The organism is Qipengyuania sp. ABI-127-1, from assembly GCA_022953095.1.
Lineage (GTDB): Bacteria > Pseudomonadota > Alphaproteobacteria > Sphingomonadales > Sphingomonadaceae > Qipengyuania.
The window spans coordinates 386,043-403,448 of record JALJCR010000001.1 but is presented as its reverse complement, the minus strand read 5'-3'; the positions used below and the strand labels follow the sequence as shown (position 1 = coordinate 403,448).

12 protein-coding genes are annotated in these 17,406 nt (G+C 63.2%); 6 read left to right on the top strand and 6 right to left on the bottom strand.

All coding sequences use genetic code 11. From position 1 onward, the window contains the following. The first annotated feature begins 172 nt into the window (after positions 1–172). From polA to MUY37_RS01960, 3 genes are read left to right on the top strand one after another with little or no spacing between them, the layout of a single operon-like run. Positions 173–3,007, top strand: a complete 2,835-nt coding sequence (polA, locus tag MUY37_RS01970; protein ID WP_499193798.1) for a DNA polymerase I — start codon at positions 173–175, stop codon at positions 3,005–3,007. A 44-nt stretch (positions 3,008–3,051) separates the two neighbouring features. Then, a complete protein-coding gene (locus tag MUY37_RS01965) occupies positions 3,052–4,284 on the top strand; it encodes a sensor histidine kinase (RefSeq protein WP_499193797.1) in 1,233 nt (410 codons plus the stop codon). 39 nt (positions 4,285–4,323) lie between these two features. Further along, positions 4,324–5,406: a mechanosensitive ion channel family protein gene (locus MUY37_RS01960; protein WP_499193796.1), complete on the top strand. Its 1,083-nt coding sequence runs from the start codon at positions 4,324–4,326 to the stop codon at positions 5,404–5,406. Here the strand turns inward: MUY37_RS01960 and MUY37_RS01955 are convergent. Further along, a complete protein-coding gene (locus MUY37_RS01955) occupies positions 5,403–7,730 on the bottom strand; it encodes a CDC48 family AAA ATPase (RefSeq protein WP_499193795.1) in 2,328 nt (775 codons plus the stop codon). The genes MUY37_RS01960 and MUY37_RS01955 overlap by 4 nt on opposite strands. 453 nt (positions 7,731–8,183) lie before the next feature. On the opposite strand from MUY37_RS01955, the gene MUY37_RS01950 reads away from it, so the two are divergent. From MUY37_RS01950 to MUY37_RS01940, 3 genes are read left to right on the top strand one after another with little or no spacing between them, the layout of a single operon-like run. Next, positions 8,184–9,110, top strand: a complete 927-nt coding sequence (locus MUY37_RS01950) for a 5'-nucleotidase, lipoprotein e(P4) family (RefSeq protein ID WP_499193794.1) — start codon at positions 8,184–8,186, stop codon at positions 9,108–9,110. A gap of 57 nt (positions 9,111–9,167) precedes the next feature. Further along, positions 9,168–10,307, top strand: coding sequence for an NAD(P)H-dependent flavin oxidoreductase (locus MUY37_RS01945; RefSeq protein ID WP_499193793.1), 1,140 nt, complete (start codon positions 9,168–9,170; stop codon positions 10,305–10,307). A 37-nt stretch (positions 10,308–10,344) separates the two neighbouring features. After that, the gene (locus tag MUY37_RS01940; protein ID WP_499195102.1) at positions 10,345–11,484 is read left to right on the top strand and encodes a CaiB/BaiF CoA transferase family protein; all 1,140 of its coding nucleotides are present in this window, start codon (positions 10,345–10,347) and stop codon (positions 11,482–11,484) included. A 53-nt stretch (positions 11,485–11,537) separates the two neighbouring features. Here the strand turns inward: MUY37_RS01940 and metK are convergent, their stop codons facing one another. From metK to prfA, 5 genes are all read right to left on the bottom strand, one after another. After that, positions 11,538–12,776, bottom strand: coding sequence for a methionine adenosyltransferase (gene metK / locus MUY37_RS01935; protein ID WP_499193792.1), 1,239 nt, complete (start codon positions 12,774–12,776; stop codon positions 11,538–11,540). A 30-nt stretch (positions 12,777–12,806) separates the two neighbouring features. Beyond that, positions 12,807–14,402: an apolipoprotein N-acyltransferase gene (gene lnt, locus MUY37_RS01930; protein WP_499193791.1), complete on the bottom strand. Its 1,596-nt coding sequence runs from the start codon at positions 14,400–14,402 to the stop codon at positions 12,807–12,809. Positions 14,403–14,444: 42 nt separating this feature from the next. Then, on the bottom strand, positions 14,445–15,125 hold the full coding sequence (locus tag MUY37_RS01925) for a DUF4167 domain-containing protein (RefSeq protein WP_499193790.1): 681 nt from the start codon (positions 15,123–15,125) through the stop codon (positions 14,445–14,447). Positions 15,126–15,365: 240 nt separating this feature from the next. Next, the gene (gene prmC / locus MUY37_RS01920; RefSeq protein WP_499193789.1) at positions 15,366–16,187 is read right to left on the bottom strand and encodes a peptide chain release factor N(5)-glutamine methyltransferase; all 822 of its coding nucleotides are present in this window, start codon (positions 16,185–16,187) and stop codon (positions 15,366–15,368) included. Next, the gene (gene prfA / locus MUY37_RS01915) at positions 16,184–17,251 is read right to left on the bottom strand and encodes a peptide chain release factor 1 (RefSeq protein WP_499193788.1); all 1,068 of its coding nucleotides are present in this window, start codon (positions 17,249–17,251) and stop codon (positions 16,184–16,186) included. The genes prmC and prfA overlap by 4 nt, the downstream gene beginning before the upstream one ends. Between the last annotated feature and the right edge of the window lie 155 nt (positions 17,252–17,406).

Genomic DNA, 17,406 nt, shown 5'->3' with positions numbered 1-17,406 from the left:
TGGGGCCTCACAGTGTCTAAATAATGGCCAAATTGGGGCCTAGCAAGCAGATTCACCAAAAGCTGCCACATTTTGGCCCCAATTCCGCTGGAACGGCGGGAATCCGTCGATTGCCGTGCTGAGGAAAAATCGCGCTCCCCAAGGGGGCAAGCCATTGCTAAGCCGCCTGACCATGGGTGAAAAACCACATCTCTACCTCGTCGACGGTTCGGCCTATATCTTCCGTGCTTATCACCGGCTCCCCCCCCTGACCGATCCCGAGGGCACTCCCGTGGGCGCGGTCTATGGTTATACCACTATGTTGTGGAAGCTGGCGGACGATCTGGACAAGGCCGATGGTCCGACCCATCTCGCGGTCGTGCTGGACAAGTCGAGCCAGAGCTTCCGCAACGAGATTTACGATCAATACAAGGCCAACCGGCCCGATCCGCCGGAGGATCTGGTTCCGCAATTCCCCCTGATCCGCGATGCGACGCGGGCCTTCAGCCTCCCATTGGTGGAAGAACCCGATGTCGAGGCGGATGACATGATCGCCACCTATGCCCGCGCGGCGCAGGAACAGGGCTGGAACGTCACGATCGTTTCCAGCGACAAGGACCTGATGCAGCTTGTGGGCGAAAAGGACGGCGCGCGCATCGACATGCTCGATACGATGAAGAATGCGCGCATCTATATCGAAGAGGTAGAGGACAAGTTCGGGGTGGTGCCCGAAAAGGTCGGCGACGTGCTCGCGCTGATGGGCGATTCGGTCGACAACATCCCCGGCATCTTCGGCGTAGGTCCCAAGACCGCGAGCAAGCTCATCGCCGAACATGGCGATTTGACCGCGGCGCTGGACGCGGCCGAGGGGATGAAGAAGTCGAAGCTCAAGGAGCGCCTGATCGAACACCGCGCCGACGCCGAGCTCAGCCGTGTGTTGGTGACACTGAAAGAAGATTGCGACCTCCCCATCGCCCTCGACGACATGAAGCTCGACGGCGTGCCGAGCGAACCGCTCGCCGCATTCCTCTCCAAGCACGGCTTCACCAGTCTCCTGAAACGGCTCGATGCAGGCACTGGCAGCCCCTCTCGCGCAACCGATCTCAATCCGGCCAAACACGATACCAAGGGTGCGCCCGCCAGCACCGAGGGCAACCGTCAGCCACTGCCCGACTATCCCGCGATCGACCGCTCGGCCTATGAATGCGTCCAGACCATGGAACGGCTGGGAGAGTGGATCGAGCGCGCCCATATGGCGCGCGTGGTGGCGGTCGACACCGAGACCAGCAGCCTCGATGCGATCCGCGCCGATCTTGTCGGGATCAGCCTCGCGCTGGGGGCCAACGATGCGTGCTACATCCCGCTTGGCCATGGCGGCAGCGATATGTTCGCGGAAAGGCCGGAACAGATCGACAAGGCCGCCGCGCTCGAAGCCTTGAAGCCGCTCTTGACCAGCGACGCCGTGCTCAAGGTCTTCCACAACGGCAAGTACGACCTCAACGTCCTCGCCCGCAATGGTATCGAGGTCGCGCCGATCGACGATACGATGATTATCAGTTTCGATCTCGATGCGGGCCGTCAACTCGACGGGATCGGCGGCGGCCACGGGATGGACGAACTGGCCGACCGCCACCTCGGCCACACATGCCTCAGCTTCAAGGAAGTGTGCGGGACCGGCAAGAAAGCGATACCGTTCGGCGAGGTCCCGCTCGACAAGGCGACCGAATATGCCGCCGAGGATGCCGACGTAACCTGGCGGCTTTATCGCCATCTCAAACCGAGGCTGGCGACCGAGGGCGGGACGAGAATCTACCAGCGCGTCGACCGCCCGCTGGTCCCCGTGGTTGCGCAGATGGAGCGTCACGGCGTCAAGGTCGACCGCGTCCGGCTGGCCAAGCTGTCGGAGGAGTTCGCCGGCGAGATCGCGCGGCTGGAGAAGGAAATATACGAGCTAGCCGGCACCGAGTTCACGGTCGGCAGCCCGAAACAGTTGGGTGAAGTCCTGTTCGACACGCTCGGCTACAAGGGCGGAAAGAAAGGGAAGAGCGGTCAGTATTCGACCGATCAGAGCGTGCTCGAGCGGCTGTCCGGCGAAGGCGCGGAGATTGCGAACAAGGTGCTCGAATGGCGCCAGCTCGCCAAGCTCAAGAGCACGTATACCGATGCGTTGCAGGCTGCGATCAACCCGGAAACCGGGCGCGTCCACACCAGCTACAGCCTGGTCGGCGCGCAAACCGGGCGGCTGTCCTCGACCGATCCGAACCTGCAGAACATCCCGATCCGCACTGCGATCGGCCGCCAGATACGCGAAGCCTTCGTCGCAGAGGAAGGCCATGTCCTGCTCGCCGCCGACTATTCGCAGATCGAATTGCGGCTGGCGGCGCACATGGCCGATGTCCCTACCCTGAAGGATGCCTTCGCCAATGGCGAGGACATCCATGCGCGCACCGCCACCGAAATGTTCGGCGAAGTCAATCGCGATACCCGTGCCCGCGCCAAGACGATTAACTTCGCGATCCTCTATGGCATCAGCCGCTGGGGGCTGGCCGGTCGGCTCGGCGTCCAACCCGATGAGGCGCAGGCGATGATCGACACCTATTTCAGGCGCTTTCCCGGCATCCAGAAATACATCGTGCGCACGCTCGAACAGGTGCGCGAGCGCGGCTATTCGGAAACACTGTTTGGGCGCAAGACCTGGTTCCCGCGGATCGGCTCTAAAAATCAGGCCGAGCGCCAGGGCAGCGAGCGCGCCGCGATCAACGCCCCCATCCAGGGCACCAGCGCCGACATCATCAAGCGCGCCATGGTCCGCATGATGCCCGCACTCGAGAAGGCGGGCCTCGGCCATGTGCGCATGTTGCTGCAAGTGCACGACGAACTCGTCTTCGAACTGCCCGAAGGCGATATCGAAGCCGCATCCCAGGTCATCGAAAGCGTCATGGCCGGTGCGGCACAACCTGCCGTGCAGCTTGACATACCGCTGGGCATCGACATCGGTACGGGTTCTAGCTGGGGAGCAGCACACTGAACGAGATCGAGGACTTCGTCGCGCGCACGCGCAATCCACGCTGGATGAATGTGGCCCTGCTGAGCGTGATCGCGGCGGCCATGTTCGCGACGCTCCTGCTCGTCTATCAAACCGTGGAAGCCGAGCGCGCCCAGCGCGAACAGGTTGCGAAAACCACCGAGATCTTGGAGGAGCTGCGCCTGATCGGTCATGCGGCTTTGAACGGCGAGACAGGGCAGCGCGGCTATCTCATCACTCTCGACCGGCGCTATCTCTCGCCATACCAGATCGGGCGTGAACAGATCGATCCAGCTCTTGATCGCATCCGGACACTGATCGGAGACGAAGCGACTCCGCGCCAGACCGAGCTGATCGACCAGATCGACGCCCTTGCCCGTGCCAAGTTCGACGAGATGGCAGCCAGCGTAGAGCTGCTCGAGAACGGGCGGTTGCTCGATGCGCGCCGCGCGGTGCTTACCGACGAGGGTGTGGAGACCATGGAACGGCTCAGTCGCGCGATCGCAGAGATGGAGCAGATTGAGAATGCGATATTGGCCGATCGCAACACTCAGGCGGCGCGGACCGAGGCGCGTTTGCTGCCACTGCTGGGTGCCCTGCTGGTCTTGTTGATCTTGGCGATGATCGCGGGCGCCCGGCTGGTCGGCCGCGCAGCCAGGGCGGAAGCCGAAGCGGCACAGGCGGCGGTCGTCAGCGAAGCGCGGGACCGCGCCGACCTGCTTGCCCGCGAGCTCAACCACCGGGTCAAGAATCTTTTCGCGGTGATCCTCGCGATCGTGCAGATGAGCGCGCGGGACAAACCCGAAGCCAAGGAAGTCACCGAGAGCATCGCCCAGAGAATCCGCGCCCTGCTCACCGCGCATGAAGTGAGCCAGGGCGAATTGGAACGGCCCGTTGCTTCGCTCCGTGCGCTGGTGGAAACCTCGCTCGCTCCGTATCGCTCGCGCAAGCACACTGCCGAAATCGATGGCCCGGAAATCATGCTGCCGGCCAAGCGGGTGACCCCGCTCGGTCTCGTCCTCCATGAGCTGACGACCAATGCGGTGAAGTACGGCGCCTGGCAATCCGAAGGCACGGTGCATGTGACCTGGACGGAAAAGGACGGAAGGGTGGCTCTCGAATGGCGCGAAAGTGGGGCGGATATCGAAAAGGTTCCCGAACACAAGGGATTCGGCAGCCTGCTGATGACCAGTGCCGCGCGGCAGTTCGGCGGCACTCTCGAACGGAAATTCACGAAGGATGGGCTGCGGGTCTCGATCGAGTTACCGGTTGAGGACTAAGCTTGCTTTGCTGCTGCCCTGCTCATAGCAGATGACCGGATGTTAGAGCGTTACGATCCGCGCAATTGGCCGATTTCCATCGAGGGCCTGATCCACACCATGATCGTGCTGAGCGGTGCTATCCTGGCCGCGTTCATCGTCCATTGGCTGGCCTTCGCGATTCTGCGGCGGCTGGCTAAGGCATCGGAAAGCACGCTTGATGATGTTGTCGTGGAGGGGGTGCGCAGGCCCCTTCGCTGGGCTGCCATCGCATTTTCGATAACCGTCGCGGCAGAGAACGATGCCCTGGTCGGCCAAGGCTGGGACCTCCTGGCCAAATTCCTGACACCCGCAGTGGTCGGTTGGGTGGCTTACGCCATCGTGCGCGGCCTCGCCAAAGGATATGAAGCGCAGATCGAGGGAGCGGAAGATCCCGTCGCGCAGCGTGGCCGCCTCACGCGGATCGCAATCCTTTCCCGCACGGTGAAGGTCGCGATCATCATCATCACCGTATCGCTCATCATGCTCAACGTTCCCGGCGTACGCGATATCGGCACGACTATGCTGGCCTCGGCCGGTCTTGCCGCGCTGGCCGTGGGTGCCGCGGCACAGCCAGCGCTGAAATCCCTGATCGCGGGCCTGCAAATGGCTCTCACCCAGCCGCTACGCATAGGCGATCTGGTCAAGGTCGACGGACAGGCGGGCCGGGTGGAGGAAATCCGGATGAGCTTCGTGACGGTGCGCACCTGGGACGAGCGCGTGCTGGTTGTACCGACAAGCCGCTTCCTCGACGAGAGTTTCGAAAACTGGTCGCGGGTCAACGAAAAGCTGACCGGCCCGGTCATGCTCCACCTCGATCCGATCGCGGAAATCGAGCCAATTCGCGAAGAATTCGAGAGGTTCGTGCAAGATCATCCCTTGTGGGATGGCCGCAATCTGCAACTGCTGATGACGGAAGCCTATCCCGAAAGCATCGAACTGCGCCTGTCGATGAGCGCCGACACAATCGGCGATCTTTGGTCGCTGCGCTGCGCCGTGCGGGAACATATGCTGGCGTGGCTCAAGGAGAACCAACCCGAAGCGCTGATCCGCCACCGGCTCGAGGTCGAGGCGGCGAATCAGCGCGGCGTTACGGAGGGTTAGGCGCTGGTATCCGGCCCGTGCTTCTCATCGCGGGTGCTTTCGACCATCCCTTCGTAAAGAAAGCCGATCGGCCGGACTTCGGCGGCGCGTTTTTTCAGCTCGCCGCGCATCTTCTTGTATTCGGTTTCCATTTTGACAGTAACGGTCGCCCGGCTGTCATCGAGCGCCTCCGCAAAATCGGCTGCGGTCACCTTTTGCACGTCCCCACCGGCGCGGTGGAGCGCGCTGAGACCGGCACGGCGCACGACATCCTCGAGATCCGCGCCAGTGAAGCGGGCGGTTTTGGCCGCCACTTCACCCAGGTCGACGTCATCCGCCAGCGGCATGGCCTGCGTGTGTATGCCCAATATCTGCTCGCGCCCTGCCTTGTCGGGTGTGCCGACATAGACCAGCTCGTCGAAGCGACCCGGACGCAGCAGCGCGGGATCGACAAGGGTCGGGCGGTTGGTTGCACCAACCACCACCACCGATTGCAATTCTTCCAGCCCGTCCATCTCGGCAAGGATGGTATTGACCACGCGCCCGGTCACTTGCGGCTCGCCCTGCCCACTGCCGCGCGCCGGCACGAGACTGTCGATCTCGTCTATGAACAGGACGCACGGCGCGACAGCGCGGGCACGTTTGAACATGCGCGCGATCTGTTGCTCGCTCTCGCCATACCATTTCGACAACAGGTCCGAACTCTTCATCGAGATGAAATTGGCCTTGGCTTCCTTCGCCACCGCCTTGGCGAGCAGCGTCTTGCCGGTACCCGGGGGGCCGTAAAGCAGAAAGCCCTTGGCCGGTCTGATCCCGAGACGGTGAAACGCCTCGGGATTCTTCATCGGCAATTCGATGCCTTCCTTCAGCTTCTCGATCGCGTCGCCGATCCCGCCGATATCGGACCAGCCGACATTGGGCATCTGGACCATGACCTCGCGCATAGCGCTGGGCTGAATGCGCTTGAGAGCGGACAGGAAATCCTCGCGGGTCACGCACAGCTCGTCGAGCACTTCGGGTGGAATGGTCCGTTCGTCCAGATCGATCTTATGCATGATACGGCGGACCGCATCGATCGCCGCTTCCCGTGCGAGCGCGGCGATATCGGCGCCGACAAAGCCATAGGTCGCCTTGGCCAGCTCGCTAAGGTCCACCTTGTCTCCCAGCGGCATGCCCCGGGTATGGATACCAAGGATCTCGCGCCGCCCGCTTTCATCGGGCACACCGATCACAATCTCGCGGTCGAACCGCCCGGGACGCCGCAAAGCCTCGTCGATGGCGTCGGGGCGGTTGGTCGCGGCGATGACCACCAGGTTGGAACGCGCCTCGAGCCCGTCCATCAAGGTAAGTAACTGGGCGACCAATCGTTTTTCCGCTTCGCCCGGCACCCGATCGCGCTTGGGTGCGATCGAATCGATCTCGTCGATGAAGATGATGGCCGGCGCCGACTTGGTCGCCTGGTCGAACACCTCGCGCAGGGCCTTTTCGCTTTCGCCATAGCCCGAGCCCATGATTTCAGGCCCGTTAATGGTGAAGAAATTGGCGTCGCTCTCATTCGCAACCGCCTGGGCAAGCCGCGTCTTGCCGGTGCCTGGCGGTCCGTGCAGCAGCACGCCCTTGGGCGGGTCGACCCCCAGGCGGGTGAAGAGTTCGGGATAGCGCAGCGGCAATTCGACCATTTCGCGCAATTGCTGGATGGTCTCGCCCATGCCGCCGACATCATCGTAATTGACCACGGCCCGGGCGTCGCGCGGCGCTTCGAATTCCGCGCGCAATTCGACCTCTGTGTCCTCGTCGATATGCACGATGCCCTTGGGGGTCGTGGACACAACGCTCAGGCGGATCTGGGTCAGGGCATAGGCCGGTGCATTGAACATGCGGCGAACCTCAGGCGGCATGTTCTGGACCGGCTGCTGACCGGTGGTCGCCACCAGATCGCCCGCAACCAGCGGTTTTCGGAAGAAATTGCGCTTGAGTGCCTGCGCCGGTCCTTGGAGCCGCATTTCCCGCTGTGCGGGTGCGAAGACCACGCGCGTCGCGGGCCGGGACTGAGCCACAGCGACCTTCACATGCTCGCCCGAGCCAACCTCCGCATTACCGCGCTGGAGCCCGTCGAGGCGCACCACATCGAGGCTTTGGTCCTCGTCATAGGCCGGCATGGCCACGGCTGCGGTGGCCCGTTTCCCGGTAATTTCGACTACGTCTCCCTCGGTGATGCCCAGCGCCTGGAAGGCCGATCGCGGCATGCGGGCTATGCCCTGCCCGCTTTCTTCCTGCCGTGCAGCCGCCACCGCCAGCCTTATGGTCTTTTCCTCTGTCGCTGCTGCAGCATCCGCATCGGCCATGTGGACTCGGCTCCCGTTACCTGAACTTGTCTCCGTCCCACTTGGGAACGGGTCCCTGCCGATGCAATGAACGAGGTCGATGCGTGGGTCCGCGATGCGCAAGAAAAAAGCCCGGCTGGCGAACCAACCGGGCTTGGAAGTCTTGGGAGAGGATGCCTGAAAGGCAGGTGGATATATGCTGGCTGAGGCAGTTTTGTGCAAGTGCGAAAAGGGCAATTTTTGTTGCATGACTTGCAACAAAGTTCATCACTTCAATTCTAAGGCCTTGAATTTGATTGTTCGTGACAGTCAGGGTTGTGCCGATCAATGCTGCATCGCACAATCGCATGCCTTCATTGGGGTTTGAGTTCAGAAGGGCTCGGCCAAGGAAACGTCGACGGGCTTGCGGGCATCAGCCTGCTCCGTGCTAAGCGGGGCTCCGAACCGCCCTCAAGCCGAAACGGAACCGATTCGATGAAACGAATTCTTGCCTTTGCAGCGAGCGCGGTTGCGCTGAGCGGATGCACGACGGCCCAAGCCCCGCCGGTTATCGCCACCCAGACGGTGGTCGCAAGCGATGATCAAGCTGCGCCCGATACCATGCGCTGGCTCTACGGATCGGGAGAGGCCGCCGGTGTATCGATCCAAACCTGGCGGCAAATCGCCGACTACGCCATCGCCGTATCGCGCCAGCGCCGGATACCGCAATCGGTTCCGCTGGGCCTGCCCGATGCACCGGGCGGAGTGGGAACGCCTTCCTGCATGGCTGAAGACGGAACGATGAAGCCCTTCGCCGCGGTATTCGATGTCGACGAAACCGTGCTGCTCAACACCGGATACGAATACTGGCAAGCGCTTTCCGGCAAACCCTTCGATATCGACGAGTGGACCGCGTGGGCCAATGAGGGCGCGGGTATTGCCAAGCCCGTGCCGGGTGCGGTCACGGGTCTCAAGCGCCTGCGCGAAGCGGGTATAACGGTGATTTTCAACACCAATCGCAATTCGGATACGGCCGCAGGCACCATCGCGGCGATCGAGGCGGTCGGCACCGGCCCCGCCGTTCATCTCGAGAACCTGTTCCTGCGGGGCGACGATACGATGGGTAGCCGCAAGGACGGGCGCCGTGCGCGGATTGCCGCACAGTATTGTGTCATCGCCATGGCTGGCGACAATCTTGGCGACTTTGCCGATGTCTTCAACGCCGATGAGGGAGCCATTGCAGCACGGCGCGCGGCTGTCGCGCGCGGGCAATATGCGCAGCTATGGGGCAATGGTTGGTTCCTCATGCCCAACCCCGTCTATGGCGCCTGGCAGGAAGGCACCATTGGCGAGGTCTTCCCGCCGGAAACACGCTGGAAACCATCGCCCAGCGATGCGCCCGTGATCATGGAAGGCCAATAGACACCGCTTGCACTACGACACGCTGGGGATAGGGTAGGTTGCAAGGGAGAGACCTACATGCCGATGAACCGCGTTTGCGAACTAACGGGAGCGGACTTTCCGCTCTTCGCTTTCAGCCACTGCCGCGACGTGGTCGCCGCAGTCAGCAGGGCGGGTGGCTTTGGCGTGCTGGGGGCGACCCGCTTCAGCCCCGCTCAGCTCGAGGAAGAGCTGGCCTGGATCGATGCCCACGTAGAGGGCGCCCCCTATGGCGTGGATGTCCTCGTGCCGGAAGTAATCGACCCGCGGGTTCGAGATCTGTCGGACAATAAGAGCCGCGCCGCCGCGATCGATCCCTCCTATCAAGGCTTCGTCAATCGGGTGCTCGGGGAATTCGGGATAGCACCCGAACCGGAAATGCCGATCCTGCGCGAACGCATGGGTATAACGCCCGAAAACGGCCTCGCGCTGATGGAGGTCGCCTTCCGCCATCCGATCCGGCTCATTGCAAACGCGCTGGGCATCGCCCCGCCGACGATGATCGAGGAAGGCAAACGACGCGGTGTACCCGTGGCGGCGCTGGTGGGAGCGAAAGAACACGCAATCCGGCAGGCCGAAGCGGGAGTCGACATCATCGTCGCGCAAGGCACCGAGGCGGGCGGGCATTGCGGCGAGGTGTCCACGCTGGTGCTGATACCCGAAGTGGTGCGCGAACTGGCGCGCGCAGGCCATGACATGCCCGTGCTCGCGGCGGGCGGGATCATGACCGGCGGGCAAATGGCGGGCATGATGGCCGCAGGGGCGCAAGGCGCCTGGACCGGATCGATCTGGCTCGCCACGCCCGAGGCCGAGACCAGCGAGACCTTCCGTGATAAAATGGTTGCCGCCCGCAGCCGCGACACGGTGCGTTCGCGCAGCCGGACCGGCAAACCGGCGCGGCAATTGAAAACCGCATGGCACGACGCATGGGATTCCTCGGGCGGCCCCGGCACGCTCCCCATGCCGCTGATGGGGATGGTGTCCGAACCGGCCTTCGCGCGGATCGAGCGCGAAGCCGCCGCGGGCAATGACGGCGCGCGCGAGCTCGTCAGCTATTTCGTCGGCCAAGGCGTCGGTCTGGTGGATCAGGTTCGCTCGAGCCGACAGGTCGTGCAGGATTTCCGCGAGGAGTTTGTCGAAGCCGTGGGGCGCCTCGCCGCTTCTGTCGGTATGGGGTGACTTGACCGCCGTCTGCCACCAGCCCAAGGCGCTCGCCATGTGGCTCGATTCTCCGCGCAATCCGAAGGCCCCGCTTGCCGGGCTCAAAGTCCTTGAACTCGCCCGTGTGCTCGCCGGACCATGGGCCGGGCAAATCCTGGCTGATCTTGGTGCCGATGTCATCAAGATCGAAAGCCCCGAGGGCGACGGCACCCGCCAGTGGGGTCCGCCATGGATAGAGCGCGAGAATGGCGAGCGCGAAGCCGCCTATTATCACGCGACCAATCGCGGGAAGCGGTCGATCGTCGCGGATTTCAGAAACGAAGAAGATCTCGCGCGGGTGCGCGAATTGGCGGCATCGGCGGATATCGCGCTCGAGAATTTCAAAACCGGGAAACTGGCGAAATTCGGACTCGATTACGACAGCCTTGCCAAAGCCAATCCGGCCCTGGTCTATTGTTCGATCACCGGCTTTGGCCAGACCGGCCCGCGTGCGCCTGAAGCCGGCTACGATTTCGTCATTCAGGCGATGAGCGGTTTCATGGCGCTGACCGGCGAGCCGCAGGGTCAGCCGATGAAGATGGGCATCTCCATCTCGGACCTCGTATGCGGCCTCTATTCGGTCATCGGCATTCAGGCAGCCCTCGCCATGCGCGAGCGCACCGGGCGCGGTCAGCATGTCGACATGTCGCTGCTCGATTGCTCGGTCGGCCTGCTCGCCAGTCAGGCCATGCATCTTCTCACGACAGGCGAGAACCCGCCGCGCATGGGTAACGAACATGCGCAGGTCAGCGCTTATGGGGTCTTTCCCGTCGCCGATGGCGAGGTTGTGCTGGCCCCGGCCAATGACGGGCTATTCCGCAAATTGCTGTCGCTGCTCGGGCGTGAAGACCTGCTGGGCGAAGAAAAGTTCGCCACCAATGAGGGCCGCCTCGCCAATCGCGAGGAACTCGACGCGATCATCGCCGCGGAAACGCGCAAATGGCAGTTGGACGAACTGCTCGCCGATTGCGTGGAGGACGGGATTCCGGCCGGAAGGGTCAATCCCATCGATGCCGTCTTCGAAGAGGCTCAGGTACAGTCGCGCGCCATGCGCATCGATCTCGAAGGCATTCCGGGCGTGCGCAGCCCGTTCACCTTTTCCGAAGCGGAACTGGCGCTCGATCATCCCAGCCCACGCAAGGGAGAACACGGCTAGACCTTACACCGGCATCAAGGAAAAGGGCGGCCCGCGAGGCCGCCCTTGTCGTATCAGTCGAGAGCCGCTTTGAGATCCTCGACCAGATCGGTACGCTCCCATGGGAAGGCTTCCCCATCCGCCTGGCGGCCGAAATGTCCATAGGCCGCACTCTTGCGGTAGATCGGCCGGTTGAGGCCGAGATGCGTGCGGATGGCCCGCGGAGTCAGACCGCCCAGCTTTTCCATTCCGCGGATCGCGTTTTCCAGGGCTTCGTCGGTAACGCCCTCGGCTGCGGTGCCGTGCGTGTCGATATACAGCGATAGCGGCTTCGATACGCCGATCGCATAGCTCAACTGGATCGTGCAGCGCCTGGCAAGGCCTGCTGCCACGATGTTCTTGGCCAGATAGCGCCCGATATAAGCGGCCGAGCGATCGACCTTGGTCGGATCTTTCCCGCTAAACGCGCCGCCGCCATGCGGCGCTGCACCGCCATACGTATCGACAATGATCTTGCGACCCGTGAGACCGGCATCGCCATCCGGCCCGCCGATCTCGAAAGCGCCAGTGGGATTGATATGCCATTGGGTCGCTTCGGAAATCCAGCCTTCGGGGAGGATTTCGGTGACGACCTTCCTCACATAGGCCTTGAGTTCGGCTTCCTTGTCGCCCTCGTGATACCCCTTGGCGTGCTGGGTCGAGACGACGACTGCCGTACATTCCACGGGTCTGCCATTCTCGTACCGCAAGGTGACCTGGCTTTTGGCGTCGGGTTCGAGGAAGGGCGCCGCGCCGCTCTTGCGATCGGCGGCGAGCCGTTCGAGGATCTTGTGGCTGTAATCGAGCGTGGCCGGCATCAAATCGGGTGTTTCGTCACAAGCGAACCCGAACATGATCCCCTGATCGCCCGCGCCTTCATCCTTGTTGCCGCTGGCATCGACGCCCTGTGCGATTTCCGACGACTGACCGTGCAGATGGTTCTCGAAGGTCAGCGACTGCCAGTGGAACCCATCCTGCTCGTAACCGATCTCTCGCACGGTTCGGCGAACCGCTTTTTCGATCTCTTCCTTTGCGCCCGGTGCCCAGCCACCGTTTTCGGCCCAGTCGGGATTGCTGGCATCATACATCGGTGCACAGCGAATTTCACCCGACAGGATCACCCGCTGAGTCGTCGTCATCGTCTCACAGGCGACCCGCGCCTCGGGATCTTTGCCCAGCATCAGATCGACGATGGCATCGGAAATCTGATCGGAAACCTTGTCGGGGTGGCCTTCCGAGACGCTCTCGGAAGTGAACAGGTAACTGGTGCGCATGAAAGTCGAAATCCCGATATAAAGAAATCTTTATGTGTTGCGGGTGGGGTAGCCACCTGCGAAGCGCATGGCAACCAGCGATAGTGCCAGAAAAACAATGCCCCATATCAGGGTGAGCCAGTGGCCCATTCGTGCGAACCACGTGGGCGCGTGCGGCGGCGGGACCAGCGTATCGATCCGCCCCGCGACATTGCGACCGATATGTTCGCGCACGACTCCGCGCGCATCGATCACCGCGCTGATGCCGGTCGTGGTCGATCGCAGGACAGGCAGCCCTTCTTCCGCAGCGCGCATACGTGCCTGGGCCAGATGCTGCGGCGGCCCCCAGGTGCCGAACCAGCCATCGTTCGACGGGTTGAAAATATAGTCCGGGCGATTACCGCGATCGACCACTTCGCCAGAAAAGACGATTTCGTAGCAGATTTGCATGCCCGCCATGCCGTACTGCCCGAGATCCTGGGTCCGCGGTCCCGGTCCTGGAATGAAGTCGATCGTACCTGCCACCATGCGCGAAAGGCCCAGCGGCTCGAGCAGAGCCCGCAGCGGAAGATATTCGCCGTAAGGAACGAGATGCGCCTTGGCATAACGCTCGCCCAGCTTGCCATCGGGATCGATCGACGTGACCGCATTGTAGGCCCCGATCGCTTTCCTTCGCCCGTCCACTGTGCCGATCTCGAGATCGACCAGACCGGTCAGCAGCAGGCTGCCCGGCCCGATGACATCGCCAATCCGCGCGCGCGCGAAGGCGGGGTCGCCGCCGGCGGTCATCTGGATGTAGTAGCGCTGCGGATAACCATCGCGAAGATAGTCGGGAACGCCGCTTTCCGGCCATAGTACCAGACGGCGAGCGCCCGGTTGCAGCGGCCTGCTCAGGCCCGCAATGGTCTGGAACTGGTCCTCGAACTTCGACGCATCGTCGATGTCTTCCTGCTTGAGGTTGGGCTGTACCAGGGTGAGCGCCAGATCGCCTGTCCCGCCCTGATCGGCAGGCCAGTAGATCAGCGCCGTCACCGCCAGCACGGATGCGCCGAGCGCGGCCCAGCGCCGCGCGGCTGCGAGCGCTGCTCCGCCAACCGCCGCTGCAACCACCACGCCGGACAGCGCATAGCTACCGGCGAAGGGCAGCAAACGCGCCAGGCCGGGGCGATCCCAAGGCCCGAGCAGCATCATGGAGAACGGCCCCCAGCTATAGCCGGTAAAGACCCAACTGCGCAGCCATTCGGCGGCGATCCAGCACGCTCCGAATGCCAGGGCAAAAGCGAACAGCCCTTTCCCCCGCGCGATCAGCCAGGCTGCGACCGTCGCAAGCCCAGGCCAGATCGCGAGATAGAGGGACAGCAGTGGGACCGCAGCCCATCCGAGCGCTGCGGGCATTTCCGCCTGATAGGTGAAGGCGGTCGCGATCCAGTTATTGGTCGCCGTGAAATGAGCGAGGCCGAACAACCAGCCAACCAGCAGCGCCTGCTTCCAGCCGATCTGTTGCCATGCAAGCCAGCCGAAAGCCGCCATCGCAGCAAGCCCGAGCGGCCAGAGGTGGAATGGCTGGAAGCCGAACGCCGAGATGGCGCCCAGCAACAGCGCGGAAATCTTCGGGTGGGAACGGGCCAGGCCGGGGATTGTCTCCATCGGCCTGCCCCTTAACCGGTGAGGTCCGGCGCGCAAGCGCGATCAGCCGACCGCACTCACCTCGCCGTCATCGTCTTGCTTGCGCTTGCGGCGCCGAGGGGCAGGCTTCTTTTCGTCAGCGCCATCGGCATCGCCATCGGCACCGTTTGCGCCGAACGAAGGCGGCAACACCGCCGCATCGATCTCGCCCGCATTGCCCGAAGCGGCTTCCTCGGTCTTTTTCGCCTTGCGCGGGGCACGACGCTTTTTGGGTGCCTCATCCTCGTCATCGCGGCGGGTGAAGGGGTTTTCCGATGGTTCGAATTCGCGGCCTTCACCATCGTCATCGCCCTTGGGCTTACGGCCCCGCGGCTTGCGTCCGGTGTCGTCCTGCTCGTCGCGCCGACTGCGCTGGCGACGATTGCTGCGACGATCGTCGCCATCATCGTCGTCTTCGTCGTCCGACTGGTTCTGCCCCTGCCCTTCCTGACGTTTGGCTTTGGCTTCTTCCTGGCGGGCCTTGTTGTCGGCGATTACCCGAAAATAATGATCGGCGAATTGCAGGTAATATTCGGCCTGCACGCGGTCGCCATTATGCTGGGCGTCCTGCGCGAGTTTCTTATACTTGTCGAGCAACTGCGGGGCATTGCCACGCGCGCGGCTGTCGATCCGGTTGGCCGAATTGGCACCGCCCTGATTGCGGTTACCGCGTCCGCGACGACGGTTATTGCGATTGTTGTTCAAGGGTAGCTGGTCCTCATTCAATGCGCGGCACGGACCTTCTTACCGGTCCGCATATGGCCGCGTGACCCCTTGCGCGGTTGCGCCTGTCGCAACTCGCGTGCCCCGACTTGTGCATGGTATGCGTAGCCACTGGCTGCGCACCGGAACTGCAATGTCGGAGCTGGAACCGGTGGAGAAGCGTTAGCCGCACACCACTGGCCTGGGGCCAGAGGTAAAGGGTCGAATCGGCTTTGCCAACCCCTAAGTGAGAATCAGTGCACGAGGGCGGTCTGCAAGGTCGCGTTTCATCTCCACCGAAAAGCCCGATTCGCGTGCGATGGCGGAAACCGCTTCCTCCTGACGCGCGCCGATTTCGAGGACGGCGACGCTGTTCGGCAGAAGAAGCTTGCCAAGCTGCGGGACGATCGTGCGATAGGCGTCAAGCCCTTCAGGCCCGGCGAAAAGGGCACCAGCCGGCTCATAAGCGCGCACGTCCGGCTCGAGCTCTGCGTCCGCCTCGACATAGGGCGGATTGCACAGGATCAGATCGAACCGACCCAGATCGTTCGACCAGCCATCCTCGAGCCAACTCGCCTCGAGAAAACGTGCCCGCCCGGCAAGACCCAAACGCTCGCAATTGTTTGCCGCCACATCCAGCGCGGCTACACACGCATCGATACCGATCCCGCTCGATTCCGGCCTCCGGTCGAGAAATGCAAGCAGCAACGCGCCGGAGCCCGTGCCCATGTCGAGCACCCGTGCATCGGGCCTCGCCGTATCGAGCGCCGCTTGCACGATCGTCTCGCTGTCACCGCGCGGGATCAGCGTATCGGACGTGACCGTGAAATCGAGCCCGAAGAAGTCCTGGTGCCCGACGATATGCGCGACCGGTTCACGCACGGCGCGGCGTGCGACCAACCCCTCGAAACCTGCAGGCTCCCGATCGCGCATATGCCGTAGCAGCATATCCGAGCGCGATACGCCCAGCATGTGCGCCATGAGCAATTCCGCATCCAGACGAGCAGTGTCGCTGGTAGCGGCGAGACGCTCCGCAGCGGCGCGCACCGCATCGGCAACGTTCATTCGGTCATCGCGGCAAGGCGCTTGGCCTCGTCCTCGGCGATCAGCGCGTCGACCAGCTCGCCCAGCCCCGGCCCGGCGATGATCTGCGGAAGCTTCTGCAAGGTCAGCCCGATGCGGTGGTCGGTCACGCGGCCCTGCGGGTAGTTGTAGGTGCGGATGCGTTCGGACCGGTCGCCGCTGCCGACCATGGCCTTGCGCGCCTCGGCCTCGGCGCCCTGCGCTTCCTCGCGCGATTTTTCGTAAAGGCGTGCGCGCAGCACCTGCATCGCCTTCTCGCGGTTCTTGTGCTGGCTGCGCCCGTCCTGGCAGGTCACCACGAGGCCCGAGGGCAAGTGGGTGATGCGGATCGCGCTATCGGTGGTGTTGACGTGCTGGCCGCCCGCCCCGCTCGCGCGGTAGGTATCGATCTTGAGATCGGTCGCATCGATCTGGACGTCGACCTCATCCGGTTCGGGCAGCACCGCGACCGTCGCCGCCGAGGTATGGATGCGCCCGCCGCTTTCGGTTTCCGGCACGCGCTGCACCCGGTGGACGCCGCTTTCGAATTTCAATTTGGCGAAGACGCCGTTGCCCGTCACATTTGCCACGATCTCCTTGAAGCCGCCGACTTCCGATGCGCTCATGGAAACCGGTTCAACCTTCCAGCCCTGCTCAGCGGCGAAGCGCTCGTACATGCGGTAGAGATCGCCCGCGAAAAGTGCTGCCTCGTCACCGCCGGTGCCCGCGCGGATTTCGAGCATGGCGGGCTTCGCATCGGCGCTGTCACGCGGCAGCATGGCGATGGCCAGTTCGCGCTCCGCCTCGGGCAGGCGCTGGCGCAATTCGGCCAGCTCTTCCTCGGCCATGGCTTTCATTTCGGGGTCGGCGAGCATCTCCTCCAGCTCCGCGATCTCCTCGCGCGCGGCCTTCACCTCGGCGGCCACCTTCGCCACCGGCTCCAGCTCGGCATAATCGCGGCTCGCCTGGACGAATTCCTCGCCCTCGAGCGTACCCGACGCCATCCGCGCCTCGAGCTCGGCGAAGCGATGGGCGATCTGATCGAGGCGTTCGGCTGGGATGGTCATGAGTGTTTCGGGTGGCGGATGGGTGACGAAGGCGACAGGGTGTCACCTTCCGCATTTTCGCCTAAATCTTTCTTTTACAACAACAATTCTACTCGCAAGCCGGGTGACACATGCGGAAGCTCCCCCCCGCCCCATGGCCATTTCAACCCGCCTTG